The sequence below is a fragment of the Pseudomonas sp. Colony2 genome, assembly GCF_019382755.1.
In the GTDB taxonomy this organism is placed as follows: domain Bacteria; phylum Pseudomonadota; class Gammaproteobacteria; order Pseudomonadales; family Pseudomonadaceae; genus Aquipseudomonas.
This window is the reverse complement of record NZ_CP080030.1, coordinates 6352952-6375880: the sequence shown is the minus strand read 5'-3', so window position 1 is coordinate 6375880 and position 22929 is coordinate 6352952. Positions and strand designations below refer to the sequence as shown.

At 60.5% G+C, this 22929-nt stretch carries 23 protein-coding genes; 9 read left to right on the top strand and 14 right to left on the bottom strand.

The window, feature by feature from the left end; all coding sequences use genetic code 11:
- Window positions 1-208: 208 nt before the first annotated feature.
- The 9 genes from JV201_RS25975 to JV201_RS25935 all read right to left on the bottom strand — a co-directional run bounded on the left by JV201_RS25975 (window position 209) and on the right by JV201_RS25935 (window position 9583).
- A complete protein-coding gene (locus JV201_RS25975; RefSeq protein WP_177021485.1) occupies window positions 209-985 on the bottom strand; it encodes an XRE family transcriptional regulator in 777 nt (258 codons plus the stop codon).
- Between the two features lie 214 nt (window positions 986-1199).
- Entirely contained in the window at window positions 1200-1727 is a 528-nt protein-coding gene (ppa, locus tag JV201_RS25970; protein WP_003219382.1) for an inorganic diphosphatase, read from the bottom strand.
- A 93-nt stretch (window positions 1728-1820) separates the two neighbouring features.
- Entirely contained in the window at window positions 1821-2651 is an 831-nt protein-coding gene (locus tag JV201_RS25965; RefSeq protein WP_008436519.1) for a zinc-dependent peptidase, read from the bottom strand.
- Between the two features lie 6 nt (window positions 2652-2657).
- Complete coding sequence (locus JV201_RS25960) at window positions 2658-3314, bottom strand: DedA family protein (RefSeq protein WP_008436520.1); 657 nt, start codon at window positions 3312-3314, stop codon at window positions 2658-2660.
- A 240-nt stretch (window positions 3315-3554) separates the two neighbouring features.
- Complete coding sequence (locus JV201_RS25955; protein ID WP_003219389.1) at window positions 3555-4013, bottom strand: N-acetyltransferase; 459 nt, start codon at window positions 4011-4013, stop codon at window positions 3555-3557.
- A gap of 92 nt (window positions 4014-4105) precedes the next feature.
- The gene (eutC, locus tag JV201_RS25950) at window positions 4106-4954 is read right to left on the bottom strand and encodes an ethanolamine ammonia-lyase subunit EutC (RefSeq protein WP_219406192.1); all 849 of its coding nucleotides are present in this window, start codon (window positions 4952-4954) and stop codon (window positions 4106-4108) included.
- Window positions 4951-6345, bottom strand: coding sequence for an ethanolamine ammonia-lyase subunit EutB (locus tag JV201_RS25945; RefSeq protein WP_003219393.1), 1395 nt, complete (start codon window positions 6343-6345; stop codon window positions 4951-4953). Before JV201_RS25945 ends, eutC begins: the two co-directional genes overlap by 4 nt.
- Before the next feature lie 64 nt (window positions 6346-6409).
- Entirely contained in the window at window positions 6410-7858 is a 1449-nt protein-coding gene (gene eat, locus JV201_RS25940; RefSeq protein WP_003219395.1) for an ethanolamine permease, read from the bottom strand.
- A gap of 204 nt (window positions 7859-8062) precedes the next feature.
- Window positions 8063-9583, bottom strand: coding sequence for an aldehyde dehydrogenase family protein (locus tag JV201_RS25935; protein ID WP_003219398.1), 1521 nt, complete (start codon window positions 9581-9583; stop codon window positions 8063-8065).
- A gap of 286 nt (window positions 9584-9869) precedes the next feature.
- Between JV201_RS25935 and JV201_RS25930 the strand changes: the two genes are divergently transcribed.
- The 5 genes from JV201_RS25930 to JV201_RS25910 all read left to right on the top strand — a co-directional run bounded on the left by JV201_RS25930 (window position 9870) and on the right by JV201_RS25910 (window position 15471).
- Window positions 9870-11780 carry a sigma-54-dependent Fis family transcriptional regulator gene (locus tag JV201_RS25930; protein WP_008436524.1) on the top strand — a complete coding sequence of 637 codons (1911 nt, stop codon included), beginning with the start codon at window positions 9870-9872 and terminating at the stop codon, window positions 11778-11780.
- A 233-nt stretch (window positions 11781-12013) separates the two neighbouring features.
- The gene (locus tag JV201_RS25925) at window positions 12014-13000 is read left to right on the top strand and encodes a hypothetical protein (protein ID WP_257903270.1); all 987 of its coding nucleotides are present in this window, start codon (window positions 12014-12016) and stop codon (window positions 12998-13000) included.
- A gap of 218 nt (window positions 13001-13218) precedes the next feature.
- Entirely contained in the window at window positions 13219-14568 is a 1350-nt protein-coding gene (mpl, locus tag JV201_RS25920; RefSeq protein WP_003219401.1) for a UDP-N-acetylmuramate:L-alanyl-gamma-D-glutamyl-meso-diaminopimelate ligase, read from the top strand.
- Window positions 14565-15194: a flavin prenyltransferase UbiX gene (ubiX, locus tag JV201_RS25915; protein WP_003219402.1), complete on the top strand. Its 630-nt coding sequence runs from the start codon at window positions 14565-14567 to the stop codon at window positions 15192-15194. Before mpl ends, ubiX begins: the two co-directional genes overlap by 4 nt.
- Window positions 15187-15471, top strand: coding sequence for a YceK/YidQ family lipoprotein (locus JV201_RS25910; RefSeq protein WP_023659172.1), 285 nt, complete (start codon window positions 15187-15189; stop codon window positions 15469-15471). The genes ubiX and JV201_RS25910 overlap by 8 nt, the downstream gene beginning before the upstream one ends.
- A 148-nt stretch (window positions 15472-15619) precedes the next feature.
- Here the strand turns inward: JV201_RS25910 and JV201_RS25905 are convergent, their stop codons facing one another.
- The 3 genes from JV201_RS25905 to JV201_RS25895 all read right to left on the bottom strand — a co-directional run bounded on the left by JV201_RS25905 (window position 15620) and on the right by JV201_RS25895 (window position 18567).
- Window positions 15620-16261 carry an oxidoreductase gene (locus tag JV201_RS25905; RefSeq protein WP_003215421.1) on the bottom strand — a complete coding sequence of 214 codons (642 nt, stop codon included), beginning with the start codon at window positions 16259-16261 and terminating at the stop codon, window positions 15620-15622.
- A 28-nt stretch (window positions 16262-16289) separates the two neighbouring features.
- Window positions 16290-18008: a C13 family peptidase gene (locus tag JV201_RS25900; protein WP_008436527.1), complete on the bottom strand. Its 1719-nt coding sequence runs from the start codon at window positions 18006-18008 to the stop codon at window positions 16290-16292.
- Window positions 18009-18111: 103 nt separating this feature from the next.
- A complete protein-coding gene (locus tag JV201_RS25895) occupies window positions 18112-18567 on the bottom strand; it encodes a MaoC family dehydratase (RefSeq protein WP_003215423.1) in 456 nt (151 codons plus the stop codon).
- A gap of 179 nt (window positions 18568-18746) precedes the next feature.
- Between JV201_RS25895 and JV201_RS25890 the strand changes: the two genes are divergently transcribed.
- The 4 genes from JV201_RS25890 to JV201_RS25875 all read left to right on the top strand — a co-directional run bounded on the left by JV201_RS25890 (window position 18747) and on the right by JV201_RS25875 (window position 20753).
- Window positions 18747-19109 carry a CidA/LrgA family protein gene (locus JV201_RS25890; RefSeq protein ID WP_003215424.1) on the top strand — a complete coding sequence of 121 codons (363 nt, stop codon included), beginning with the start codon at window positions 18747-18749 and terminating at the stop codon, window positions 19107-19109.
- On the top strand, window positions 19106-19822 hold the full coding sequence (locus tag JV201_RS25885) for an LrgB family protein (protein ID WP_177081812.1): 717 nt from the start codon (window positions 19106-19108) through the stop codon (window positions 19820-19822). Before JV201_RS25890 ends, JV201_RS25885 begins: the two co-directional genes overlap by 4 nt.
- Window positions 19823-19843: 21 nt before the next feature.
- The gene (locus tag JV201_RS25880) at window positions 19844-20434 is read left to right on the top strand and encodes an LON peptidase substrate-binding domain-containing protein (RefSeq protein WP_003215426.1); all 591 of its coding nucleotides are present in this window, start codon (window positions 19844-19846) and stop codon (window positions 20432-20434) included.
- A gap of 112 nt (window positions 20435-20546) precedes the next feature.
- Window positions 20547-20753: a hypothetical protein gene (locus tag JV201_RS25875; protein WP_003215427.1), complete on the top strand. Its 207-nt coding sequence runs from the start codon at window positions 20547-20549 to the stop codon at window positions 20751-20753.
- On the opposite strand, the gene JV201_RS25870 is transcribed toward JV201_RS25875, so the two are convergent.
- Window positions 20750-22066 (bottom strand): bifunctional DedA family/phosphatase PAP2 family protein, encoded by a 1317-nt coding sequence (locus JV201_RS25870; protein ID WP_219406191.1) that lies wholly within the window; start codon window positions 22064-22066, stop codon window positions 20750-20752. The genes JV201_RS25875 and JV201_RS25870 overlap by 4 nt on opposite strands.
- 113 nt (window positions 22067-22179) lie before the next feature.
- On the bottom strand, window positions 22180-22863 hold the full coding sequence (locus JV201_RS25865; protein ID WP_219406190.1) for a DNA-3-methyladenine glycosylase: 684 nt from the start codon (window positions 22861-22863) through the stop codon (window positions 22180-22182).
- Window positions 22864-22929: the final 66 nt, after the last annotated feature.

Sequence of the window (22929 nt, the reverse complement as noted above, 5' to 3'; positions counted from 1 at the left end):
GGTATTAAAAAGCCGGCTTGTGGCCGGCTTCTCGGGGACTGGTTCAGCTTATTTTTGGTAAACCTCACCAGCCTTCAAATCGTTCACCCAGGCTCACACTCAGGTGATAAGGGGCATCAGCGGGAACTCCTCCGCATCGCCAGGCAGGGCGGACCGGCTTCACGCCAACCCCCTGCCAAATGTGCGGCGGATAATACCCACATTCGCCTCAATTTCCCAGCTCCGGATCCGATTTAGAGCCTTCGTAGCCCAATAAATGCTCATCCAGCGGCACCGGCGGGCGGCGGTTATTCAGTGTCGCCCACCAGAACACCCAACCCAGAATCTCAAAGTTCTGCTCATGCCGCTGCTCATAGGTCAAAAACTCGTCCGGATGCTCGGCGCTGTTGTGGCTGCGCATCCGCAGGCCACCTCCTGGACGGTTGTAGAGGTATTTGATCCGCAGCATTCCGTCGTGCTCTACCGCGTAGATTTCGCCATCGATGATCTGTTTGCGACCACAGTCGATGGCAAGGGTACTTCCGTCCTGGATGATGTCGATCATGCTGTTGCCGACCATGTAGGCCCCGAGTGCCCGCTCCGGGCTTACACCGATGGCTTCAAGGGTGTGCAGGGAGAGGCGGATGCTTTCGGTCGAGGTGAAGGTGGGGTGGAGGGGGATCTCCACGTCGATTTTTACCGGGCCCGAGACCGGGTGGGTGATGTAGTTGCCGCTGGTCTCGCGGGCGATACGGTGGGAGGTGTCTGCATCGGATCCTTCCAGCAGGTAGTTGGCGGGTGGATGTTTGGGGCCTTCGCCTGTGCGCAGCCAACGGCTGGTGACGCACAACAATTCTGCGAACTCGTTGAGCCGGCCCATGGGGACGCCGCGTTTGAACCAGTTGTTTACGTGTTGAGGCGTAACATCGCGGTTCTTGGCGAAGTCGGAAGCGGAAAGATGAACTTCCCGTAATAGCGCTCTTAAGCGATCACCTGATGTATTCATAAACGCAGAGTTTACTGGCCGTAAAATCAGATCAAATAAACCATGCGTTGAGTTGCTGTATGTAGGTGTTTCCTTATCGCAGGACTATTCTGCTAGTTGATTAAGCTAGTTAAACAATTGCTGTAAATATGTTTATTAAAGTAGCCGGATGTTTATATTTTTCCCACAAAAAAAGCCCCGTTTAATCGGGGCTTTTTCAGAGCGAATAGCGGTATCAGCCTTTGTAGGCAGCGACCGACTTCAGGATCTCGGCGCGGGCGGCGTCTGCATTGCCCCAACCGTCGATCTTCACCCATTTGCCTTTTTCGAGGTCTTTGTAGTTCTCGAAGAAGTGTTTGATCTGTTCCAGCAGCAGTGGCGGCAGATCGGTGTATTCCTTCACGTCGACATACAGCTGGGACAGCTTGTCGTGTGGTACTGCGATAACTTTGGCATCGCCGCCGCCGTCGTCAGTCATGTTCAGGATGCCGACCGGGCGGGCGCGGATAACCGAGCCTGGGGTAACCGGGTAAGGGGTCACGACCAGCACGTCGAGGGGGTCACCGTCGTCTGCCAGGGTGTTGGGGATGAAACCGTAGTTGGCCGGGTAGAACATCGGGGTGGCCATGAAACGGTCAACGAACAGGCAGTCGCTGTCTTTGTCGATTTCGTATTTGATCGGCGCGTGGTTGGCCGGAATCTCGATGGCGACGTAGATGTCGTTCGGCAGGTCTTTGCCAGCCGGAATCTTGCTGTAGCTCATTGGGCGTTGCCCCCGTAGTTGGCCATGGAACATGGCCGGATTGGCCTAAAAGTGGCGGCGATTATAGGCATATTCTGACGCCGATGCCATGTGTCAGACGTCGTAGTGCGCTTGGCGTTCCGTCTGATACCGCACGTCGCCGGCCTGCAGTTGGTGCAGGCGCGCCAGGGGATCCTGACGGTAGAAGTGGCTCAGTTGCTCGTACACCTGTGGATAACTGCTGACCAGTAAATCCGGGGCACTGAAGAAATATTCGCTGGTGACGGCAAAGAACTCGGCCGGGTTTTCCGCGGCGTAGGGGTCGATGGCCGTTTCGGCGTCAGGGTTGCGGTCGAGCTGGCGGTTGAGGTCGTCGAAGGCGCTTTGCATGACGCTGGCCCATTCCTGCACGCGCATGTCGTGGTGCAGGGGTGGCAGGCCGTTGGCGTCGCCGTTGAGCATGTCCAGCTTGTGGGCCAGTTCGTGAATGACCAGGTTGTAGCCTTCCCAGTTGCCGCTGGCCAGTACGCCGGGCCACGCAAGGATCACCGGGCCCTGTTGCCAGGCTTCGCCGCTGTGCTCGCCGTCCCACTCGTGTTCCACGCCGCTGGCGTCGCGATGGCGCTGCGGGCTGAGGAAGTCGTCGGGGTACAGCACGATCTCGTGGAAGCCCTGGTACCAGTCGAGGTCGCCAAGGTTCATCAGCGGCAGCTGTGCCTGGGCGGCGAGCAGCAGGCGCTGTTCCTGGTGCAGTTCGACGCCGGGCAGGGCGGTGAGGTGTTTTTCGGCGAGGAACACCACGCAGGCTTCCCGCAGCCACTGGTCTTGCTCGGCAGTGATGCCGTCGAGGAACGTCAGGTGATGGCGCACCCGCTGCCACGTTTCATCGGCAATCGGGTGCTTGGCCAGCAGGCGCCGGCGACGCCAGGCGCTGAGGGACCACATCGCAGGTTACTGCGGCTTGGCTTCGGTGGAATTGCGGCCAAAGCGGCTGCGGAACACACCGATGATCATCGGTACCAGCGACAGCAGGATGATGAACACCACCAGCAGCGACAGGTTTTTCTTGATGAACGGCACGTTGCCGAAGAAGTAGCCCAGGGTTACCAGGCCGCCGACCCAGAGGACGGTGCCGAACACGCTGAAACCGAAGAAGCGCGGGTAAGGCATCTTGGCGATGCCGGCGACGAACGGTGCGAAGGTCCGCAGGATCGGCAGGAAGCGCGCCAGGGTCACGGTTTTGCCGCCATGCTTGTCGTAGAAATCGTGGGTTTTTTGCAGGTAGTCGCGGCGGAAGATCTTCGAGTTGGGGTTGCTGAACAAGCGTTCCCCGGCCGTTCGTCCGATCACGTAGTTGGTACTGTCACCCAGGATGGCCGCGAGCATAAGCAGGCCGCCCAGCAATATCGGGTCCATGCCGCCGCCCGCTGCAACAGCGCCGGCGATGAACAGTAAGGAATCACCCGGCAGAAACGGCATGACCACCAGGCCGGTTTCGCAAAAGATAACCAGGAACAGAATGGCGTAGATCCACACTCCGTAGTTTCTCACCAGCATGTCGAGGTACACGTCGAGATGCAGGATAAGGTCGAGCGGGTTGAAATCCATGGAGGGCACCTGTGTGAATGGCCTGGCTCAGCGGGCCTGTGCGGAGGCTTCGGGTAATAAGGGCTACAAGGTAGTGGCGTATTTCTTACGACCCTGAAAGGTCCGCATTATACGGATAGAGTTGTGAAAAGCGTGCTGGTTTTGTAGCGGGGAATGTCGCGACTTCGATCTGATTGTAGACACAGCGTCAGTGTGGGAGGGGGCTCCCACAACAGATGTATGAGGTTTGGTTAATAGTTGTCAGTCATCGCTGATCGCAAGCACGTAATTCTTGAACTCGGTGTCTTCCCGAAAACCGATGGACTCATAGGTTTTCTGCGCCACCTGGTTGTCGCTGCTGGTGGACACACGCAGGCGCACGGCTTGAGTTTCCTTGGCCATCTTCTTCGCGGTACGCATCAGGTTGTCGGCCACCAACTGCCGGCGTGCGTCTTCGGCGACGTAGATGTCGTTGAGGATCCACACCCGCTTGAGGGACAACGATGAAAAGCTTGGATACAGCTGGCAAAAGCCAAGCAGTTTCTTGTCGTCATCGTCGGCCAGCGCCAGGTAGATCACGGACTCCTTGCGGCGCAGGCGTTTTTCCAGGAAGGCGCGGCTCGAATCAGGAAACGGCAGCGCGCCGTAAAACTCGCGGTATTTGACGAAAAGCGGGGTCAACAGGTCCAGGTGTTCCAGGGTCGCTTGAGTAATCCGCATGCCAGGCCTCAACTTCCAAATGGGGTATGACCACACAAGCGGCCGTGTCTCGATGCTGCCTAAAGCAGAGAAAAAGCGCAATCGTGCAGGGATCAGTCCTTCGGTGGGCTGAGCAGGAAGTTTCCTTTCATCAGGTCGGGATCATCCGACTCGAGGGTTTGTACCTGGGCTTCATCCTTGAGGTTGACCCCCGACAACTGCCGGCGACAGGCCTCCCGCATCAAGTAAAGCAGGCGGTGAGCGGCCATGCCGTAGCTCAAGCCTTCCAGGCGCACATTGGAGATGCAGTTGCGGTAGGCGTCAGTGAGACCGACCTTGGGGTTGTAGGTGAAATACAGCCCCAGGCTGTCCGGCGAGCTGAGCCCCGGCCGCTCGCCGATCAGGATCACCACCATTTTTGCCCCGAGCAAATGGCCGACTTCATCCGCGACGGCGACACGGCCCTGCTCCACCAGAATCACCGGTGACAGCGACCAGCCTTCAGCGTGGGTTTGTTCCTCCATGCGTGTAAGAAAAGGCAACGTATGTTTATGCACCGCCAGGGCCGACAAGCCATCGGCCACCACCACCGCCAAGTCCACGCCGCCGGGGTTGGCTTCGGCATAGTCCCGCAGGGCCTGGGCGGATTCATCACTGAGGCGGCGCCCAAGGTCCGGGCGTTGCAGGTAGCTGTGACGGTCGACGGCGGCGCTGTGCAGCAGCAGGCTGTCGCGGCCACGCTCCGCCAATTGGCTGCTGAGTCCTGCATGATCAAACGGCAGGTGTACCGCGTCGCGGGCCTGGGCGTGGGCGAACTGGAAATCCAGCTGCGCGCCGGTAGGCATGCTGGTGCCGGTGCGGCCCAGGGCAATCCGCGCCGGGGTCAGGCGCCGCAGCTCAAGCCACGGGTTGTCCACGTTGTTTTCCGGGGTGTCGATGTGCACGGGCGGTTCCTTCTTCATCCCAGTTGCGCCAAGGCGTGGCGGAATGCCGGTGGCAGGCTGTTGCCGAAGTGCACCTTGCCGTCGGCTTGCGTGAAGATGCCCATTTTCGCCAGCCACTGTTCAAACTCCGGTGCCGGCTTTAAACCCAATGTTTGGCGGGCGTACAGCGCGTCGTGAAATGAAGTGGTCTGGTAGTTGAGCATGATGTCGTCGGAGCCTGGGATGCCCATGATGAAGTTGATTCCGGCCACGCCCAGCAGGGTGAGCAGGGTGTCCATGTCGTCCTGGTCGGCTTCGGCATGGTTGGTGTAGCAGATGTCGCACCCCATGGGCACGCCCAGCAGCTTGCCGCAGAAGTGGTCTTCGAGGCCGGCGCGGATGATCTGCTTGCCGTTGTACAGGTACTCGGGGCCGATAAATCCTACGACCGTGTTCACCAAAAACGGCTTGAAATGCCGGGCAACGGCATAGGCGCGGGTTTCGCAGGTTTGCTGGTCGACGCCAAAGTGTGCGTTGGCCGACAAGGCGCTGCCCTGGCCGGTTTCGAAATACATCAGGTTTTGCCCGAGGGTGCCGCGGTTCAGGCTCAGGCCCGCGTCGTAGCCTTCCTGCAGCACGCTCAGGCTGATGCCGAAGCTGGCATTGGCCGCCTCGGTGCCGGCGATCGACTGGAACACCAGGTCCAGCGGCACGCCACGGTTGATGGCTTCGATGGAGGTGGTGACGTGGGTCAGCACGCAGGCCTGGGTCGGGATTTCATAACGCTGGATGATGGCGTCGAGCATTTCCAGCATCGCGCAGATCGAGGCGATGCTGTCGGTGGCCGGGTTGATGCCGATCATGGCGTCGCCGTTGCCGTAGAGCAGGCCGTCAAGAATGCTCGCGGCGATACCGGCCGGCTCATCGGTGGGATGGTTGGGCTGCAGGCGGGTGGACAGGCGCCCGCGCAGGCCCATCGTGCCGCGGAACTGTGTGACGACGCGGATTTTCTGCGCCACCAGTACCAGGTCCTGCACGCGCATGATCTTCGATACGGCGGCGGCCATTTCCGGTGTCAGCCCGGGCGCCAGGGCGCGCAGGCTCTGTTCGTCGGCCGCGTCGCTGAGCAGCCAATCCCGCAAACCCCCGACGGTCAGGTGGCTGACCACGGAAAACGCCTGTTTATCGTGGGTGTCGATAATCAGCCGGGTGACTTCGTCGCTTTCGTACGGGATCAACACTTCTTCGAGAAAGTGCTTCAACGGAATGTTGGCCAGGGCCATTTGCGCCGCGACCCGCTCGCCATCGTTCTGGGCGGCAACACCCGCCAAAAAATCCCCGGAGCGGGCCGGGCTGGCCTTGGCCATCACGTCCTTGAGGCTGTCGAAGCGGTAGGTCAATGCACCGACCGCGTGGGAAAAGCTTGCCATACAGAGTCTCCTTGTCGACGCGGGCTGAATGTGAGTAAAGCGCCCGCGTCGAGGTTTATGGCAGTTAGTGCAAGGCGGCCTCTGCGGCCTGGATCGCCGCAAATTCTTCTTCCGGCGTGCCTGCTACCAAGTGATGCCGACTGTAGAAAGCAAAGTAAGCAATTAATACTCCATAGATGATCGCGGCGCCAATCACCACGCGCGGATCCACCAGAAAGCCCGCCACAACAGCGATGCAGGCCAGTACCAGGGCGACGCCCGAGGTGAAGATGCCGCCCGGAGTACGGTAAGGGCGGTCCATTTTGGGGCGGCGGATGCGCAACGTGATGTGCGCGGCCATCATCAGCACGTAGGAAATGGTTGCGCCGAATACGGCGACCAGGATCAGCAAATCGCCTTGGCCGGTCAGCGACAGGCCGAACCCGATGATGCCGGGGATCACCAGGGCCAGTACCGGTGCCTTGCTTTTGTTGGTCTGCGACAGCTTGCGCGGCAGGTAGCCGGCCCGGGAGAGGGCGAAGATCTGCCGGGAGTAGGCGTAGATGATCGAGAAGAAGCTCGCGATCAGCCCGGCCAGGCCCACCAGATTGACGAAGTGGCCCATCCACGTGGAGCCGCCGTAGGCTTTGGACAAGGCTTCCACCAGCGGATTGCCCGATGCCATCAACGCGTAGGCGCCAGCACCGCCGGGGGCGATCACCAAAATCAGCAGGGCGAAGCTGGTCAGTACCACAATGGCGCCGATCAGGCCGCGAGGCAGGTCGCGTTTGGGGTTCTTGGTTTCTTCGGCGGCCAGGGGCACGCCTTCGACCGCAAGGAAAAACCAGATCGCATAGGGAATCGCCGCCCACACGCCGACATAACCGAAGGGCAGGAAAGAGCTGGCGCCCTTGGCCTCGGTCACCGGGATGTCCAGCAGGTTGGCGACACTGAAGTGCGGCACCATCGACACCAGGAACACACCCAGGGCAATCGCGGCGACGGCGGTAATCACAAACATCAGCTTCAGCGCTTCACCCACGCCGAAGATGTGGATGCCGATAAAGATGATGTAGAACGCCAGGTAGATCATCCAGCCGCCAATGCCGAACAGCGACTCGCAATAGGCGCCGATAAACACCGCGATGGCGGCGGGGGCGATGGCGTATTCGATAAGGATCGCGGTGCCGGTGAGGAACCCGCCCCAGGGGCCGAACGCGCTGCGGGCAAAGCCGTAGCCGCCGCCGGCGGTAGGAATCATGGAAGACAGTTCGGCCAGGGAGAAACACATGCACAGGTACATGGTGGCCATCAGCAGTGTGGCGAGGAACATACCGCCCCAGCCACCCTGGGCCAGGCCGAAGTTCCAGCCGGCGTAGTCGCCGGAGATGACGTAGGCAACACCGAGACCGACTAATAGTACCCAGCCGGCAGCGCCTTTTTTCAGTTCCCGTTGTTGGAAGTATTCGGTGCCGACCTTTTCAAAGTCGACGGAAGACCCGGACGCCGGAGCGCCATTCGGTTCGCTGGGCATGATGGAATCCCTTTCTTATTGTTTTATCCCGGCTTACTTAAGTAAGCCGAATGAGTAGCAAGGTCTTGTGAAGATCAAGTGTGGGAGCGGGCTTGCTCGCGAATGCGGTAGTCAGTTGAAAATTCAGTCACTGATACACCGCATTCGCGAGCAAGCCCGCTCCCACATTTTTATTGCATTTTAAATGTGGGAGCGGGTTGTGAGTTAGAAGAAGCCCAGTGGGTTGATGTCGTAGCTCACCAGCAGGTTTTTGGTCTGCTGATAGTGATCAAGCATCATCTTGTGAGTCTCACGGCCCACACCGGACTTCTTGTAACCACCGAACGCGGCATGCGCCGGGTACAGGTGGTAGCAGTTGGTCCATACACGCCCGGCCTTGATCGCCCGGCCCATGCGGTACGCGCGGTTGATGTCGCGGGTCCACAGGCCGGCACCCAGGCCGAACTCGGTGTCGTTGGCAATCGCCAGGGCTTCGGCTTCATCCTTGAACGTGGTGATGCTCACCACCGGGCCAAAGATTTCTTCCTGGAACACCCGCATCTTGTTGGTGCCCTTGAGCAGGGTCGGCTGGATGTAATAGCCGGTGGCCAGATCGCCGGTCAGCTTCTCGACCTTGCCGCCGGTGAGCAGCTCGGCGCCTTCGCCCTTGGCGATTTCGAGGTAGGACAAAATCTTGTCGAATTGCTGCTCGGACGCCTGGGCGCCGACCATGGTGTCGGTGTCCAGCGGGTCGCCACGTTTGATCGACTCGACCTTTTTCATCACCACTTTCATGAAGTCGTCGTAGATCGACTCTTCCACCAGCGCGCGGGAAGGGCAGGTGCACACTTCGCCCTGGTTGAAGAACGCCAGCACCAAACCTTCGGCGGCCTTCTCGATGAATTGCGGTTCGGCTTTCATGATGTCGGCGAAGAAGATGTTCGGCGACTTGCCGCCCAGCTCAACGGTGGACGGAATGATGTTCTCGGCGGCTGCGTGCATGATGTGCGAGCCCACCGGCGTGGAGCCGGTGAAGGCGATCTTGGCGATGCGCTTGCTGGTGGCCAGGGCTTCGCCGGCTTCTTTGCCGTAGCCGTGCACCACGTTCAGCACGCCCGGCGGCAGCAGGTCGCCGATCAGTTCCATCAGCACGTTGATGCCCAGCGGGGTTTGCTCGGCAGGCTTGAGCACCACGCAGTTACCGGCGGCCAGGGCTGGCGCGAGTTTCCAGGCGGCCATCAGCAGCGGGAAGTTCCACGGGATGATCTGGCCGACCACGCCCAGCGGTTCGTGGAAGTGGTAAGCGGCGGTGTGTTCGTTGATCTCGGCGCTGCTGCCTTCCTGGGCGCGGATGCAGCCGGCGAAGTAGCGGAAGTGATCCGCGGCCAGCGGGATGTCGGCGTTCAGGGTTTCGCGCACGGCCTTGCCGTTGTCCCAGGTTTCGGTGATGGCTAGCAGTTCGAGGTTCTGTTCGATGCGGTCGGCGATTTTCAGCAGCACCAGCGAGCGGTCCTGGGCCGAGGTCTTGCCCCAGGCGTCAGCGGCGGCGTGGGCGGCGTCCAGGGCCTTGTCGATATCCTTGGCAGTGGAGCGCGGGAATTCGGCGATGGGCTTGCCGTTGACCGGCGAGGTGTTGGTGAAATAGTTGCCATCGACCGGCGCGACAAACTCACCGCCGATGTAGTTGCCGTACTTGGCCTTGAACGAAACGATCGCGCCTTCAGTACCGGGGTGTGCGTAACGCATGGTGGGTATCTCCTGGCTTTTTGTGTTTATTGGAGGACGCACGGTTGTGCTTGTTAAAGCGTAGAGCAAAGGTCGGGCCAGTGCCTTGCAACCCCCGTAAATCAAGGCTTATGCGATTGTTGCAAGTGGTTGCTGTGGCAGGGTTGATACAGCCATGGTGACATTTTGTGCCACAAACGGTACAGGCTGTGACCGGTGGGTCTTCCCGGGATTGCATTGGTTGGGAGCCTGGAGGATGCTGGACACTCGCGCGCGGTGTACTTCACGCAGGGAGAATAATAAGAACATGCAAAACGATCATTTCAGTCGCCATGCCCAACAAGTCCTGACGGTCACCCGTGGGCAGGACCCGCTGCATGGCCCCGGCAGCGATCCGTCCATCGCCCGCTCCTGGCTGCGTTGTCTTGAGGACTATCACCTCGACCCCGCACTGACCATCGCGCCCACGGTGCTCGAACATGGCCGCCTGCTGGAAAGCCGCGAACGCCTGCAACAAGTGCTGAGCATCGCCGGCAATGAAATGAACAGCCTGCATCAACAGCTCTCCGGCGCCGGCCATGCGGTGCTGCTGACCGACGCCCGTGGGGTGATCCTCAACTGCGTCACCGCCCCCAGCGAGCGCAAGATCTTCGAGGGTGCCGGGCTGTGGCTGGGTGCCGATTGGAGCGAGGCCTGCGAAGGCACCAACGGCATCGGCACCTGCCTGGTGGAGCGCCAGTCCCTGACGATTCATCGCGATGAACATTTTCGTGGCCGACATACCGGCCTGACCTGCTCGGCCAGCCCGGTGTTCGACCCTCATGGCGAACTGCTGGCGGTGCTGGATGTGTCTTCGGCCCGGGAGGCGGTGTCGCGCCAGAGCCAGTTCCACACCATGGCGCTGGTCAATCTTTCGGCGAAGATGATCGAGAGCTGTTACTTCCTGCGCCATTTTGAGCACCACTGGTTGCTGCGCTTTCATTTGCAGGCAGAGTCTGTGGGCCTGTTCAGCGAAGGGCTGCTGGCGTTCGATGGTGAAGGGCGCATTTGTGCGGTTAACCAGAGTGCGCTGAACCTGCTCGGGCAAATCCGTGGCGGGTTGTTGGGGCAGCCGGTCGAGGCGTTTTTCGATTGTTCGCTCGATGAGTTGCTCGGGCGTGCCAGCGCGAACGCCAGCGCCAGTTGGCCCCTGCGTACCCGCGATGGCCGTGGCTTGTTCGCGGTGTTGCGCGGCCAGCCACGCAGCGTACCGGTGCCGGTGGCCCACGCCTTGCCGGAGCGGCCGCGATTGCCGGGCATTTGCCTTGGAGACGCGGCGCTGCAAAACGATTTCCGCAGAGCCTTGCGGGTGTTCGAGCGTGATGTGCCTTTGCTGATCCAGGGGGAAACCGGGTCTGGCAAAGAGGCGTTTGCCAAGGCCGTGCACCATGCAAGCCTGCGCGCAGATAAAGCCTTTGTGGCCCTCAACTGCGCAGCCATCCCGGAAAGCCTCATCGAAAGCGAGCTGTTCGGTTATCGCGGCGGCAGTTTTACCGGCGCCCGCAAGGAAGGCATGCGCGGCAAGCTGCAGCAGGCAGATGGTGGCACGTTGTTTCTGGATGAAATCGGCGATATGCCGCTGGCTTTGCAAACCCGGCTATTAAGGGTGCTTGAAGACCGCTTGGTAGTGCCCATCGGCGGTGAACCGCAAGCGGTGGACGTCAGAATTATCAGCGCTACCCACCGTAATCTGCTTGATCGGGTGCAGGACGGTAGTTTTCGTGAAGACCTGTATTACCGGCTCAATGGCCTGGAAGTGGCCTTGCCGCCGTTGCGCGAGCGCAGTGACAAGTTGCAACTGCTGGACTTCCTGTTGGCCGAAGAAGCGGGAGATCAGGCGGTGCAGCTTGACGGAGAGGCCCGCCAGGCCCTGTTGGCGTTCGCGTGGCCGGGCAACGTGCGGCAGTTGCGCACGGTGTTGCGCACCCTTGCCGCACTGTGTGAGGACGGGCGGGTGAGGCTTGATGACCTGCCTGCACAGATTCGTGCCGTGCAAACCCTGCCGGTGGCGATGAGTGAACCGGCAAACTCATTGCTGGATGCTGCCGAGCGCCAGGCATTGCTGGCAACATTGGTGCAGCAACGCTGGCATATGACGCACGTGGCGACCGTGCTTGGAGTCAGTAGAAATACGCTTTATAGAAAGTTACGTAAGTATGGTATAGCGCGTCAGGTTTAATGATGACGTTACCTGTTCTGGCTGTGAGTGATCAATCTGTGTTGTGGGCGACTGTGCGTTAAATAATTGGCGTCGCACCGTATTAATGTTTTGTCATGTATTTTCGTGTGTGGGTGACTGTCTTCTGGAACGTTCATTATCTGTTTAGTTACTAAGTTGGCGGTTGTCGATTGTCTCGATAACTCGCTAATAGCGCTTATGCGTAAATAGTAACAACAAGTGAGATAATAATCATGAATAGTATTAGAATTCGGCCCAACACGGTCAATCTACCTCCAGTGAATACACCACCGGCCCCGCGCAATGGCGGTGTAACGCCTCTGATAGTACGTCCCGGTGGCCAGGGCAGCTCCCCTCCAATAGCTCCCCAACCTAAACCCCGGTTAGGGAAAAATCCGGCCACAGATACCTCCACAACGCTACCCAAGCCCGAGAAACCCAATAATTTTCAAACGCTGACACAACAAAAATTGATGAACCAAGGGCCTGCCAACCGGCCGTTCAAGCCTCAGGCCAGCGCAGATCCTAAAGATTTGGCACAGGTGACTCAAAACCTGATGGTTGCTGATCGGCTGGTCAAGGCCGGGGTGTTCAACACCTCGCCCCAGGCGGCAACGGTAGCCCGCGACGCCTTTGTCAGTGCGGGTATAAGCGGATTGGTCAGCGCTCCCCTGAGTATTGGTACCTACGCAGGCTCGGTTTGGTCTGGCGAGACAATCAAGGCGCAGTTTACAAACAATACGCCACTGCTCCCTCCGGCTCACCAGCCGGCTCCAAGCACGCAGGTGCCTGCCGCGAAAACCGACGGGACAACATCGGTCGTCGCCACGCAGGACACCGACACGGGTGCCACGACCGCGCGCTTGGGCCTGGCCGAGTTGCGCATGGAAGTCATTGCCAACAATATTATGGCAATGCGTCAAGGAACGAATGCTCCGGCACTTAAAATGAGCGACTCCTCGTCGCGTACGCCAAGCGAGCGCCTCGAAACGCTTGAGGCCTTGTATAAAACTGCGGAGGAACAGCTTAAAAAACTGGGGGACGAAAACGACATGGTATTCCGGCCTTACATTGCCACTCCCGCAGACGGCACCGATGACAAAGGCCGTCTGGATGTTATTGATAAAAAATTCGACGCATTAAACAAGTTCATAGGGAAGTTGTTGCACATGGGCACGATGTCATTACCGGCAGAGTCTGCCGAAACAAAAGTCGTGTGACATAACCCCGCGTAAACTTTCGAGTCATGGATGATGTTCAGTCAAACTGGCGATGGGTCCGATGCCATGCATGCATCCTGTGGTACCGGACTTATCGAATATTCCCCTACGCTCTGACAAATAATGGCGGCTACCCCCCAAGGCCTGCGTGCTACAGCTAAAGAGTGCGATTTTCCATTCCCTGCGCTAACCTGCCTCGATGTTTTACGAGGTCGACTATGCACATTCATATTCTCGGTATTTGCGGCACGTTCATGGGCTCGATGGCGGTGCTCGCCAAAGAACTGGGCCATCATGTTACTGGCTCCGATGCCAACGTTTACCCACCCATGAGCACGCAACTGCAGGCCCAGGGCATTGAGCTGACCCAAGGTTATGACCCGGCGCAATTCGACCCGGTCCCGGACCTTGTCGTGATCGGCAATGCCATGGTGCGCGGTAACCCGGCAGTCGAATATGTACTGAATAAAGGTTTGCCGTACGTGTCTGGCCCGCAATGGCTAGCCGACCATGTGTTGCAAGGCCGTTGGGTACTCGCCGTTGCCGGTACCCATGGCAAGACCACCACCAGCAGCATGCTGGCCTGGGTGCTGGAGCATGCGGGCATGAGCCCGGGCTTCCTGATTGGTGGCGTGCCGCAGAATTTCTCGGTGTCGGCGCGCCTCGGCGACACCCCGTTTTTTGTCATCGAAGCCGATGAATACGACAGCGCGTTCTTCGACAAACGCTCCAAGTTCGTTCACTACCGCCCGCGTACGGCGATCCTGAACAACCTGGAGTTCGATCACGCGGACATCTTCCCTGATCTGGCGGCCATCGAGCGGCAGTTCCACCACTTGGTGCGCACCATTCCCAGCGAAGGCCTGGTGATTCACCCCACCACCGAACCTGCCCTGCAGCGAGTTATCGAGATGGGCTGCTGGACCCCGGTACAAACCACCGGTGCTGGCGGCCAATGGCAGGTCAAACTGCTGAGCGAAGATGGCTCCAAATTTGAAGTACTGTTCGAAGGCGTCGCCCAAGGCATCGTCGATTGGGACATGACCGGCCAGCACAACGTCGCCAATGCCTTGGTCACCCTGGCGGCTGCGCGGCATGTCGGCGTGGTGCCGTCCATGGGCATTGCGGCCTTGAGCGCGTTCAAAAGCGTCAAGCGCCGGATGGAAAAGGTCGCCGAAGTGAATGGGATTACCATCTATGACGACTTTGCCCACCACCCGACGGCCATCGCCACCACCCTGGATGGCTTGCGCAAGCGTGTGGGTGATGCCCAGGTGATCGCGATTATCGAGCCGCGCTCCAACTCCATGAAGCTGGGCGCCCACCGTGATGGTTTGCCGGAAAGCGTCAACGATGCCGACCAGGTTGTGTGGTACGCGCCGGCCAACCTCGGTTGGGACCTGCCTGCCATCGCCGCGTTGTGCACGGTGCCGTCGATTTGCCGCGACTCACTGGAAGGCATCATCGAGCACGTGAAACACCAGGCCAGGCCCGGCACTCACGTGGTGATCATGAGCAACGGCGGCTTTGGCGGCCTGCATGGCAAACTCGCCGAGGCCCTGAAGTGAGCGGCCCGGAACGCGTCACCCTGGCGATGACCGGTGCGTCCGGCGCGCCCTATGGCTTGCGCCTGCTGGACTGCCTGGTGCGCGAAGACCGCGAGGTGCACTTCCTGATCTCCAAGGCCGCGCAACTGGTGCTGGCCACCGAGACCGATGTGGCGTTGCCGCCCAAAGTGCAGATGATGCAGGCCTTCCTCACCGAGTACACCGGTGCGGCGGCGGGGCAGATCAAGGTCTATGGCAAGGAAGACTGGATGTCACCGGTGGCGTCGGGCTCCGGTGCACCGGCCGCGATGGTGGTGGTGCCGTGTTCCACCGGGACCCTGTCGGCGATTGCCACGGGCGCCTGCAACAATCTGATCGAGCGCGCGGCGGACGTGACCTTGAAGGAGCGTCGCCAGTTGATTCTGGTGCCGCGCGAAGCGCCGTATTCGAGCATCCATCTGGAGCACATGCTCAAGCTGTCGAACATGGGCGTGACTATCTTGCCGGCGTCGCCGGGCTTCTATCACCAGCCGCAGACCATCGATGACCTGGTGGACTTTGTGGTGGCGCGGATTCTCAACCTGCTGAACATTCCCCAGGACATGCTGCCGCGCTGGGGCGAGCACCATTTGAGCAGTGATGAATAAACTATTGATGGTGCTGCTGGCGCTGCAACTGACCGGGTGTGCGACTGCGCGAACCCTGGACGCCGCCCAGCCCGGCGCGCCGGTGGTGTATGCCGGCACGCGGCTGGACATGTATGCGATTCAGGGCGGGTGCTGCGCGATGGACCGTTTTGGGGCCGAGGCGCCGAGCTATCCCCATGTCGACCTGCCGGCCAGTGCCTTGCTCGACACGCTGCTGTTGCCGCTGTCGGTGCTGACGGTGCTGGGGGTTGGGTTCAATGCGACGGGCGGGCTGTAGTACTTATCCCAGTATTAACAGAAATCCAATGTGGGAGCGGGCTTGCTCGCGAATGCGGTGGATCAGTCACTGTATCATTGACTGATCCACCGCATTCGCGAGCAAGCCCGCTCCCACATTTTGATTGTGTTCGGCCTGGAATTACGGGTTACTTGCCGAGCTTGCGCAGCTCGTCCGACTCTATAACCCGCACCCCATCCTGCTCTTCCAGCGCCAGTCGCCACATCGCCCGCGCCAGTTCGCACACTTCAATGCCGTGGTACTTGCCCGGAATCAGCCGCGACAATGGCCCGGCCAGTTGCTCGGCCAGCCGCGGTTCCAATCGCTCACCCAACAACAGCGAAGGTCGGACGATGGTCAACTGCGGCCAATCCTGGGCTTTCAACGCCTGTTCCATCTCGCCCTTGACGCGGTTGTAGAAGATCGAGGATTTCGGGTCGGCGCCGATTGCGCTGATCACGATCAGGTGCCGCGCCCCCATTTCCCGGGCGCGCTTGGCAAAGGCCACGACCATGTCCAGGTCGACGGCGCGGAACGCTTCTTCGGAGCCGGCCTGCTTGATGGTGGTGCCCAGGCAGCAGAAGGCGATGTCCACCTGGCCGCTCAGTTGCGGCAGGAATACTGCCGGGTCGCCCACCGGGTTTTCCAGGTGTGGATGCTCGGCCAGAGGCTTGCGGCTGGGTGCCAGCACGCGGGTCACGGTCGGCTCGTTGAGCAGGCGGTCCAGCAGGTGCTCCCCGGTCAAGCCGGAGGCTCCGGCGAGCAAGATATGCTGAGGCGTCAGGTACATGATGTTTCCCCCTTGATACAGATTCAGCTTAGTTGCTCTTGGCTTCCTTGCTATTCATTGAGACGCTTTCGAGCGCCTTTCGTGCCTGCTGTTTGCGTAATAATTGCCAATGGGCGATTACGCCTTTGGGGGCCCAGATCTGCGGTTCGGAGGCTTCGAAGTTGTCCGCCTGTTCGCGTTCGGCCACGTGGGTCTGTGCCAGCTTGAAGGCTTGCTGCAAGTCGTCGGTCTGGTTGAAGGCCTGGGCGAAGAGGGCGTCGCCGAAGTAGGTGAAGTCGGCCTCTTCGGAGCAGCCGAACGACACCCGATCGGCCCGTGAGGCGGTCATGATCAGGGTGTGTTCGTCCTTCAGGGCCGGGATGAACCCGCCGGAGTAGCAGGCCGAAATCACGATGATCTTGTCGCGGTTCTTCAGCGGTGCCAGCACGGCGGCCAGCTCATCGGCCGGCAGGTCGGCCAGCTCCATGCGCGGCTGGTCGAGCACCAGTTCGTGCTCGTGGGTGCCGTGGCTGGTCAGGTAGATAAACACCAGGTCTTGCGGGCCACTGCGTTCGGCCAAGGTCTGGACTGCGCGGCGCAGGCTTTCGCGAGTGGCCATCGGGCGGTCGGCAATATGGTCGCGATGGTTCACCAGGCGGATCTGGCCGTAGGCGCCGAAGCGCGTGGCGAGCATGTTGCTGACGTAGTCGGCTTCGCGCAGGAACACGCTTTGTTTGCCGTCGCCGGCCACCACCAGGGTGTACAGCTCCACCCCCGATTTGGACGCGGGCACGGCGGCGAGGGCGGCATCCAGCAAGTGGCCCTGGGCAAACAGGCCGATTTCCAGCGGGTCAGGCAACAATTTGCCCTCGGCGTCGCGCACGCGCATGCCGTTGACCCAGGTGCCGGCCTGCACGGTGCCGTCGGTGAGCACCAAAGTGCCACGACCTTGATAGCTGTCGCTGTCGAAGCCGCCAATATAGAAGCTGCCGTCGGTGAGGTTCAGGCGGCCTGTGCCTGTGAAGCGCCAGTCGACGAACTGGCCGACGTAGTGGCTGCCATCGACGCCGATCAGTTCGCCCTTGCCGCTGAGGGCGCCTTCCTTGAATTCGCCGATCCATACGTCGCCGTCGGCGTTTTCGTAGCGGCCCTTGCCGTTGAGCTGGTTTTGTTTGAAATGGCCGATGTACATGTCGCCGTCGGCGCTGTTGAAGGTGCCGTTGCCCTCCAGTTGGCCATCGACGAAGCGGCCGCTGAACTGGTTGCCGCTGTCGTCGTTGCGCTGGCCTTCGCCGTTGGGCTTGCCGTGGGCGAACTGGCCCTGGTACTGGCTGCCGTCGGCCAACTCGAGGCGGCCGAGGCCGGAATACTGGTCGTCCTTGAATTCGCCGCGATAGGTCATCTGCCCCTCTTTGAGGGTGCCTTCGCCGTTGCGCTTACCTTGTTTGAAACCGCCGACGTAGCTGTTGCCCGACGTGGTCAGGCTGCCCTGGCCGTCGAACAGGCCCTGCTGGAACTGGCCTTTATAGACCTCGCCGTTGCTGCCATGCCATTCGCCCTGGCCGTGCCACTGGCCTTTATCGAACTGGCCCGCGTACCAGCTGCCATTGGGGTAATCCACCCGGCCCTGGCCTTGCAGCAAGCCATTGACCACGTCGCCACGGTAACGACCGCCATCGGGCAGCCGCGCATCGGGCGGCAACAGCGATTCGCCGTCGCCGCACGCGGTGAGCAACAGGACAAGAGCAAGGGGAGCGAGTGGGCGCATAGCGGGATCCGGATAATTGAGCGCCGAGTATGCCGCAGCTGCGAGATCTATACATAAATTTACATGAATTGTGGTGAGCGGACGCGCTCACCACAGCCAAGCTTCAGACGAAGCAGAGTGACAACGATTCTGCAATGTAGGCCGGTTTTTCCTGGCCATCGATTTCCAGGGTGCAGGTGGCTTTAAGCAACCATTGCCCAGGTTTTTTCTCGGTGGCGTCGGTCAGGGTCACGGCCAGGCGCACCCTGGAGTCGACCTTCACGGGCTGGATGAAACGCACGCTGTCCAGGCCATAGTTGACCGCCATCTTCAGGCCTTCGGGCATGATCAGGATGTCTTCGATCAGCTTGGGTATCAGCGACAGCGACAGGAAACCGTGGGCGATGGTGCCGCCAAACGGGGTCTGGGCGGCTTTCACCGGGTCGACGTGGATGAACTGAAAATCGCCGGTGGCTTCCGCGAACAGGTTGATACGTTCCTGGTCGATGGTGAGCCATGCAGAACGTCCCAGTTCCTTGCCGACATATTCTTTGAGTTGCGCTACGGGTACTGAGGGCATTGCGACTCTCCTTCTTTGCTCGGTTGGCTTCATCGTTTTTGTAGTTTTGGACAGGTCCAGAGAACCAATGTAGATCATCACGGGCACTTGGCCCGGTCAACCCACCATGCTTTTGGCGAATGCCGCTCCATAGAGGCAGCGTGCTTATAATGCCGACACGCTTTTGGGGGGAAGAACGGATGCTGTTACGCGGTCTGACATGGCTGGTGCTGTTTCAATTACTCGGCACGGCGATCAATCATTTGTTTGTCCCGGTGCTGCCGGGGCCGATTATCGGGCTGCTGCTGATGCTGGCCTTCCTGGTGTGGCGCGGCGAAGTCGGTGAACCCCTGAGCCTGGCGGCCAGCAGCCTGCTGCGTTATTTGCCATTGCTGCTGGTGCCGCCTGCGGTCGGCGTGATGGTGTATGCCAAGGACATTGCCGCCGACTTCTGGGCCATCGTCGGCGCGCTGGTGTTGTCGCTGGTGATCGCCATGGGCTTTGTCGGCGTGCTGATGCAGAAACTGGTCAAGCGCCAGGCGCAGCGGGAGGACGGCCAATGACACTGGACTGGCAGGGCGCCTGGGCCGCCGTGATTCATCACCCGTTGTTCGGCATCGGCATCACCCTCGGCGCCTATCAGCTGGTGCTGGCCGGTTTCGAGAAAACCCGCTGGATTTTCCTGCAACCGGTGCTGGTGTCGATGCTGTTGGTGATCGGCGTGTTGCTCGGCTGTGGCCTGACGTACGTCGAGTACCGCAAGAGCACCGAGATCATGAGCATCCTGCTGGGCCCGGCGACGGTAGCCCTGGCGGTGCCGCTTTACCTGAATCTGCGACGAATTCGCCAATTGTTCTGGCCGATTTTTACTACGCTGGTGGTGGGAGGCGTATTGGCCACCGGCCTGTGCGTGCTGTTGGGCTGGTGGTTTGGCGCCGAACACATGATGCTGATGACCATGGCACCCAAGTCCGTGACCTCACCGATTGCGATGCTGGTGGCCGAGCAGATCGGCGGCGTGGCGGCATTGGCGGCGGTGTTCGTGCTGATCACCGGGGTGATCGGCGCGATGATCGGTCCGGCGTATCTGTCACGGTTGGGCGTGCACAGCCCCGAAGCGCGCGGTATGGCGCTGGGCATGACCGCCCACGCCGTAGGTACGTCGGTGGCCTTGCAGGAAAGCGAAGAGACCGGCGCCTTTGCGGCGCTGGCCATGAGTCTGATGGGCGTGGCCACGGCGGTGCTCCTGCCGTTGGCTGTGTCGCTGGTTATTTAAGTCGGGTTTAAGGAAACCTTTATGAGTCTGGCGCTTTTCCCGCTCAATACCGTGCTGTTTCCCGGGTGCACCCTCGACCTGCAGCTGTTCGAGGCGCGTTACCTGGACATGATCAGCCGCTGCATGAAAAAGGGCGAAAGCTTTGGCGTGGTGTGCATCCTCGACGGCAAGGAAGTGGGGCTGGCGCCGGATGGCTATGCGTTGATTGGCTGCGAGGCGCTGATCCGCGACTTCAAGCAGCAGGACAATGGCCTGCTGGGGATTCGGGTCGAGGGTGGCCGGCGTTTCCGCGTGCGTGATGCCGGTGTGCAGAAGGACCAGTTACTGGTGGCCGAGGTGCAATGGCTGCACGAGCATCCCGAGCAACCGCTGGAAGAGGAAGACGCTGACTTGCTGGCGTTGCTTCATGCCCTGGCCGAGCATCCGATGGTGGCGTCTTTGGATATGGGCACCCACGCCGATGGCCAGCAAGCCCTGGGCAATCAGTTGGCCTATCTGCTGCCCTTTACCGAGGCCGACAAGATCGACCTGTTGCAACTCGATGACCCGCAACAGCGCCTGGACGCGATCCAGTTGCTGCTGGATGAGTTGCAGGGCGAGCTGTTCACCTGACCCGCGAGTGTCACTCGGACTTGTCCTTCCCGGTCTTCAGATTTTCCGTGGTTGTCCTGATCCCGTTGCCTGAAATAGTTGGCAGTCACGTAACGATGATCAGGGGGAAAGGATGATTCGGCTTTCGCAATCGGAGCAAGTCGTGTGGGATGCGTTTTTTATGGCCGTCACCACGCAAATTCTTCATATGAACGACGGTCGCGGCGCGGAGTACATCGCCGAACGCGCCGCGGAGATGGCTGACGAAATGCTTCTGGAGCGGCGCGAGCGCAGCGTCGAACGCCGCGCTGCACCCCTGGATTGGCTGGGGCCTGCCTAGTAGGCATACCTCAGCAGCGCGTGGGAAGTGCCGGTAAACGCAATGAACCCGAGCACCGCGCCACACACCGGCAGGATCAGCCACCAGACTCTCGGCGGCATCGGTGGCAACAGGCTGCGGTGCTGGCTTAACGTCAGGCTGAAGGCGCACACCGTCATTGCCAGCAGGGTGCCGGCCAGGATGTCCGTCGGCCAGTGTGCACCCAGGTACACCCGGGAAATCGCGATGGTGGCGGCGGGAATGCAGCCAAGCATCAGCCAGGTCAGGCGCAGTCGTGTCGGTTGACCGCGACCGGCAAGCACTGCCAAGGCCAGGAAGAATGCAAACGAGCCGGACGCATGGCCGCTGGGCATGCTGAAGCTGGTGAGTGGGTCGGTCAGCACTTCGGGGCGCATCCGCGCAAAAAACAGCTTGGTCCCGGTATTGATCAGCGCCGCGCCCAGCAGGGTGGCGCCGACAAAGATTGCCTGGCGCCATTGCCGCGCCACCACCAGCAGGCCGGTCAGCACCGCGCTGGCGACAAACATCTTCTTGAACTCGCCGAGCTGGGTCACCATCACCATTGCCCGGTCGATCGCCGGGCCGCGGTGTTCCTGCATCAGTGCCATCAAGCCCTGGTCAAAGTCGTTGAGGTAGGGATAGCCGATAAACAACGCGATCAACAGTGTGCCGCCGATGCAGCCAATCCATAGGGTGGCGCGCCGATGGCCGCGCAGGCTGCTGTTGAGGCTTACGCCGATCAACACTGCGAGACAGGCGGCGACAATCCCGGCCTCTGGCCAGAAGCCTTCGGGCAATGGCAGGCGGAAGGCCGCGCCGGTGGCCCAGCCCGGCAACAGATACGCCACCGACCAGCCTGCACCGGCCAGCAGGCTCACGGCGGCAAAACGCGGGAAGGGCATGTCGCACATGCCCGCAACCATCGGCAACATCGGCCGCAGCGGGCCAATGAAGCGGCCTACCAACAGGCTGGCGATGCCGTACTTCTGGAAGTAAGCCTCGGCGCCGCTCATCCATTCCGGGTGATGCCGCAGGCCGGGAAGGCGCCGGATGTTCTGGTGGAAATGGCGACCGAGGAAGTAGGAAACAACATCGCCCAACACGCCGCCGAGGAAGCCCAGCAACAGGGTTTCTCCCAGGGACAGTGCGCCGCTGCCGGCCAGGGCGGCGATGGCAAACAGCAATACCGTGCCAGGTACGATCAGGCCGGCAATGGCCAGACACTCCACGCACGCCACGATAAACACCGCCACGGCCAGCCATTGCGGGTTCAGGGTCAGCCAGCCGGTAATGCTATCGAGCCATGGGCCCATACAATCAACTCCCTTTTGTAGATCGTCCTTGTGGGAGCCCGGCTTGCCGGCGATGGCGTCCTTGAGTCCGCTATCGCCGGGCAAGCCGGGCTCCTACAGGTTTATGTATGTTTTCAAATCAAAAAATAGTCGCGGCCTTCGACCTGGCCCCGGCGCAGCGGGTTCCGTGTGCAATACGGCGCATAACCGGCATCGACGAAGCGGTACATCAGGTGTTCATCGCGCCCACCGGGAATGCCCAGGCGGGTGGTCTGGATGATCTGCGCTGGCGCCAGCCCTACGTCTTCCACGTAGAGCAGTTCCTGGTCAAAGCGCTTGGCGTCCCACATCGGCACCTTCAAACCCAGCGCCTTGCACAGCAAGGTCTGGCCGGCGCACAGCTTTTGCGAGGGTCGTGGCCTGCCGCTGGCGTCCGGGTTATTCAGCAGCATCTGCGCCAGGCTGGCCGGGCCGGAGACTTCGTCGACCCACGGATAGGCTGATTTGATCAGCACCGCATTGCCCGGACCGTGGGCGCTGAAGTTCAGCGAATCACCGCCGCGGGCGTAGTACATACAGATGTGCCCGCCATCCAGAAACAAAGCCTTACGCTTTTCTGTGTAGCCCAAGGACGCGTGGCTGCCTTTTTCGGCGAGGTAATACGCTTCGGTTTCGATAATTCGTGCCGACAGCCACAAATCACCAACACGATGGCGAATGACTTTTCCGAGCAATTCGCGCGCGAGCAGTTGCGCGTCGCGGTCGAAAAAGCCGTCGGGCAGGGCGTTGGCGGGGATCAGCGGCGAGAAACTGGACATGGCGATCAAAGGTAATACGGCTAAATGTGACAGGATGATAACAACTCCAGCCTTAATTCCCGCTGA

Excerpts from the sequence above, each read along its gene's own strand:
- JV201_RS25975 (WP_177021485.1), bottom strand. The coding sequence starts at position 985 with ATGAATACATCAGGTGATCGCTTAAGAGCGCTATTACGGGAAGTTCAT.
- ppa (WP_003219382.1), bottom strand. The coding sequence starts at position 1,727 with ATGAGCTACAGCAAGATTCCGGCTGGCAAAGACCTGCCGAACGACATC.
- JV201_RS25965 (WP_008436519.1), bottom strand. The coding sequence starts at position 2,651 with ATGTGGTCCCTCAGCGCCTGGCGTCGCCGGCGCCTGCTGGCCAAGCAC.
- JV201_RS25960 (WP_008436520.1), bottom strand. The coding sequence starts at position 3,314 with ATGGATTTCAACCCGCTCGACCTTATCCTGCATCTCGACGTGTACCTC.
- JV201_RS25955 (WP_003219389.1), bottom strand. The coding sequence starts at position 4,013 with ATGCGGATTACTCAAGCGACCCTGGAACACCTGGACCTGTTGACCCCG.
- eutC (WP_219406192.1), bottom strand. The coding sequence starts at position 4,954 with ATGAAGAAGGAACCGCCCGTGCACATCGACACCCCGGAAAACAACGTG.
- JV201_RS25945 (WP_003219393.1), bottom strand. The coding sequence starts at position 6,345 with ATGGCAAGCTTTTCCCACGCGGTCGGTGCATTGACCTACCGCTTCGAC.
- eat (WP_003219395.1), bottom strand. The coding sequence starts at position 7,858 with ATGCCCAGCGAACCGAATGGCGCTCCGGCGTCCGGGTCTTCCGTCGAC.
- JV201_RS25935 (WP_003219398.1), bottom strand. The coding sequence starts at position 9,583 with ATGCGTTACGCACACCCCGGTACTGAAGGCGCGATCGTTTCGTTCAAG.
- JV201_RS25930 (WP_008436524.1), top strand. The coding sequence starts at position 9,870 with ATGCAAAACGATCATTTCAGTCGCCATGCCCAACAAGTCCTGACGGTC.
- JV201_RS25925 (WP_257903270.1), top strand. The coding sequence starts at position 12,014 with ATGAATAGTATTAGAATTCGGCCCAACACGGTCAATCTACCTCCAGTG.
- mpl (WP_003219401.1), top strand. The coding sequence starts at position 13,219 with ATGCACATTCATATTCTCGGTATTTGCGGCACGTTCATGGGCTCGATG.
- JV201_RS25910 (WP_023659172.1), top strand. The coding sequence starts at position 15,187 with ATGAATAAACTATTGATGGTGCTGCTGGCGCTGCAACTGACCGGGTGT.
- JV201_RS25905 (WP_003215421.1), bottom strand. The coding sequence starts at position 16,261 with ATGTACCTGACGCCTCAGCATATCTTGCTCGCCGGAGCCTCCGGCTTG.
- JV201_RS25900 (WP_008436527.1), bottom strand. The coding sequence starts at position 18,008 with ATGCGCCCACTCGCTCCCCTTGCTCTTGTCCTGTTGCTCACCGCGTGC.
- JV201_RS25895 (WP_003215423.1), bottom strand. The coding sequence starts at position 18,567 with ATGCCCTCAGTACCCGTAGCGCAACTCAAAGAATATGTCGGCAAGGAA.
- JV201_RS25890 (WP_003215424.1), top strand. The coding sequence starts at position 18,747 with ATGCTGTTACGCGGTCTGACATGGCTGGTGCTGTTTCAATTACTCGGC.
- JV201_RS25885 (WP_177081812.1), top strand. The coding sequence starts at position 19,106 with ATGACACTGGACTGGCAGGGCGCCTGGGCCGCCGTGATTCATCACCCG.
- JV201_RS25880 (WP_003215426.1), top strand. The coding sequence starts at position 19,844 with ATGAGTCTGGCGCTTTTCCCGCTCAATACCGTGCTGTTTCCCGGGTGC.
- JV201_RS25875 (WP_003215427.1), top strand. The coding sequence starts at position 20,547 with ATGATTCGGCTTTCGCAATCGGAGCAAGTCGTGTGGGATGCGTTTTTT.
- JV201_RS25870 (WP_219406191.1), bottom strand. The coding sequence starts at position 22,066 with ATGGGCCCATGGCTCGATAGCATTACCGGCTGGCTGACCCTGAACCCG.
- JV201_RS25865 (WP_219406190.1), bottom strand. The coding sequence starts at position 22,863 with ATGTCCAGTTTCTCGCCGCTGATCCCCGCCAACGCCCTGCCCGACGGC.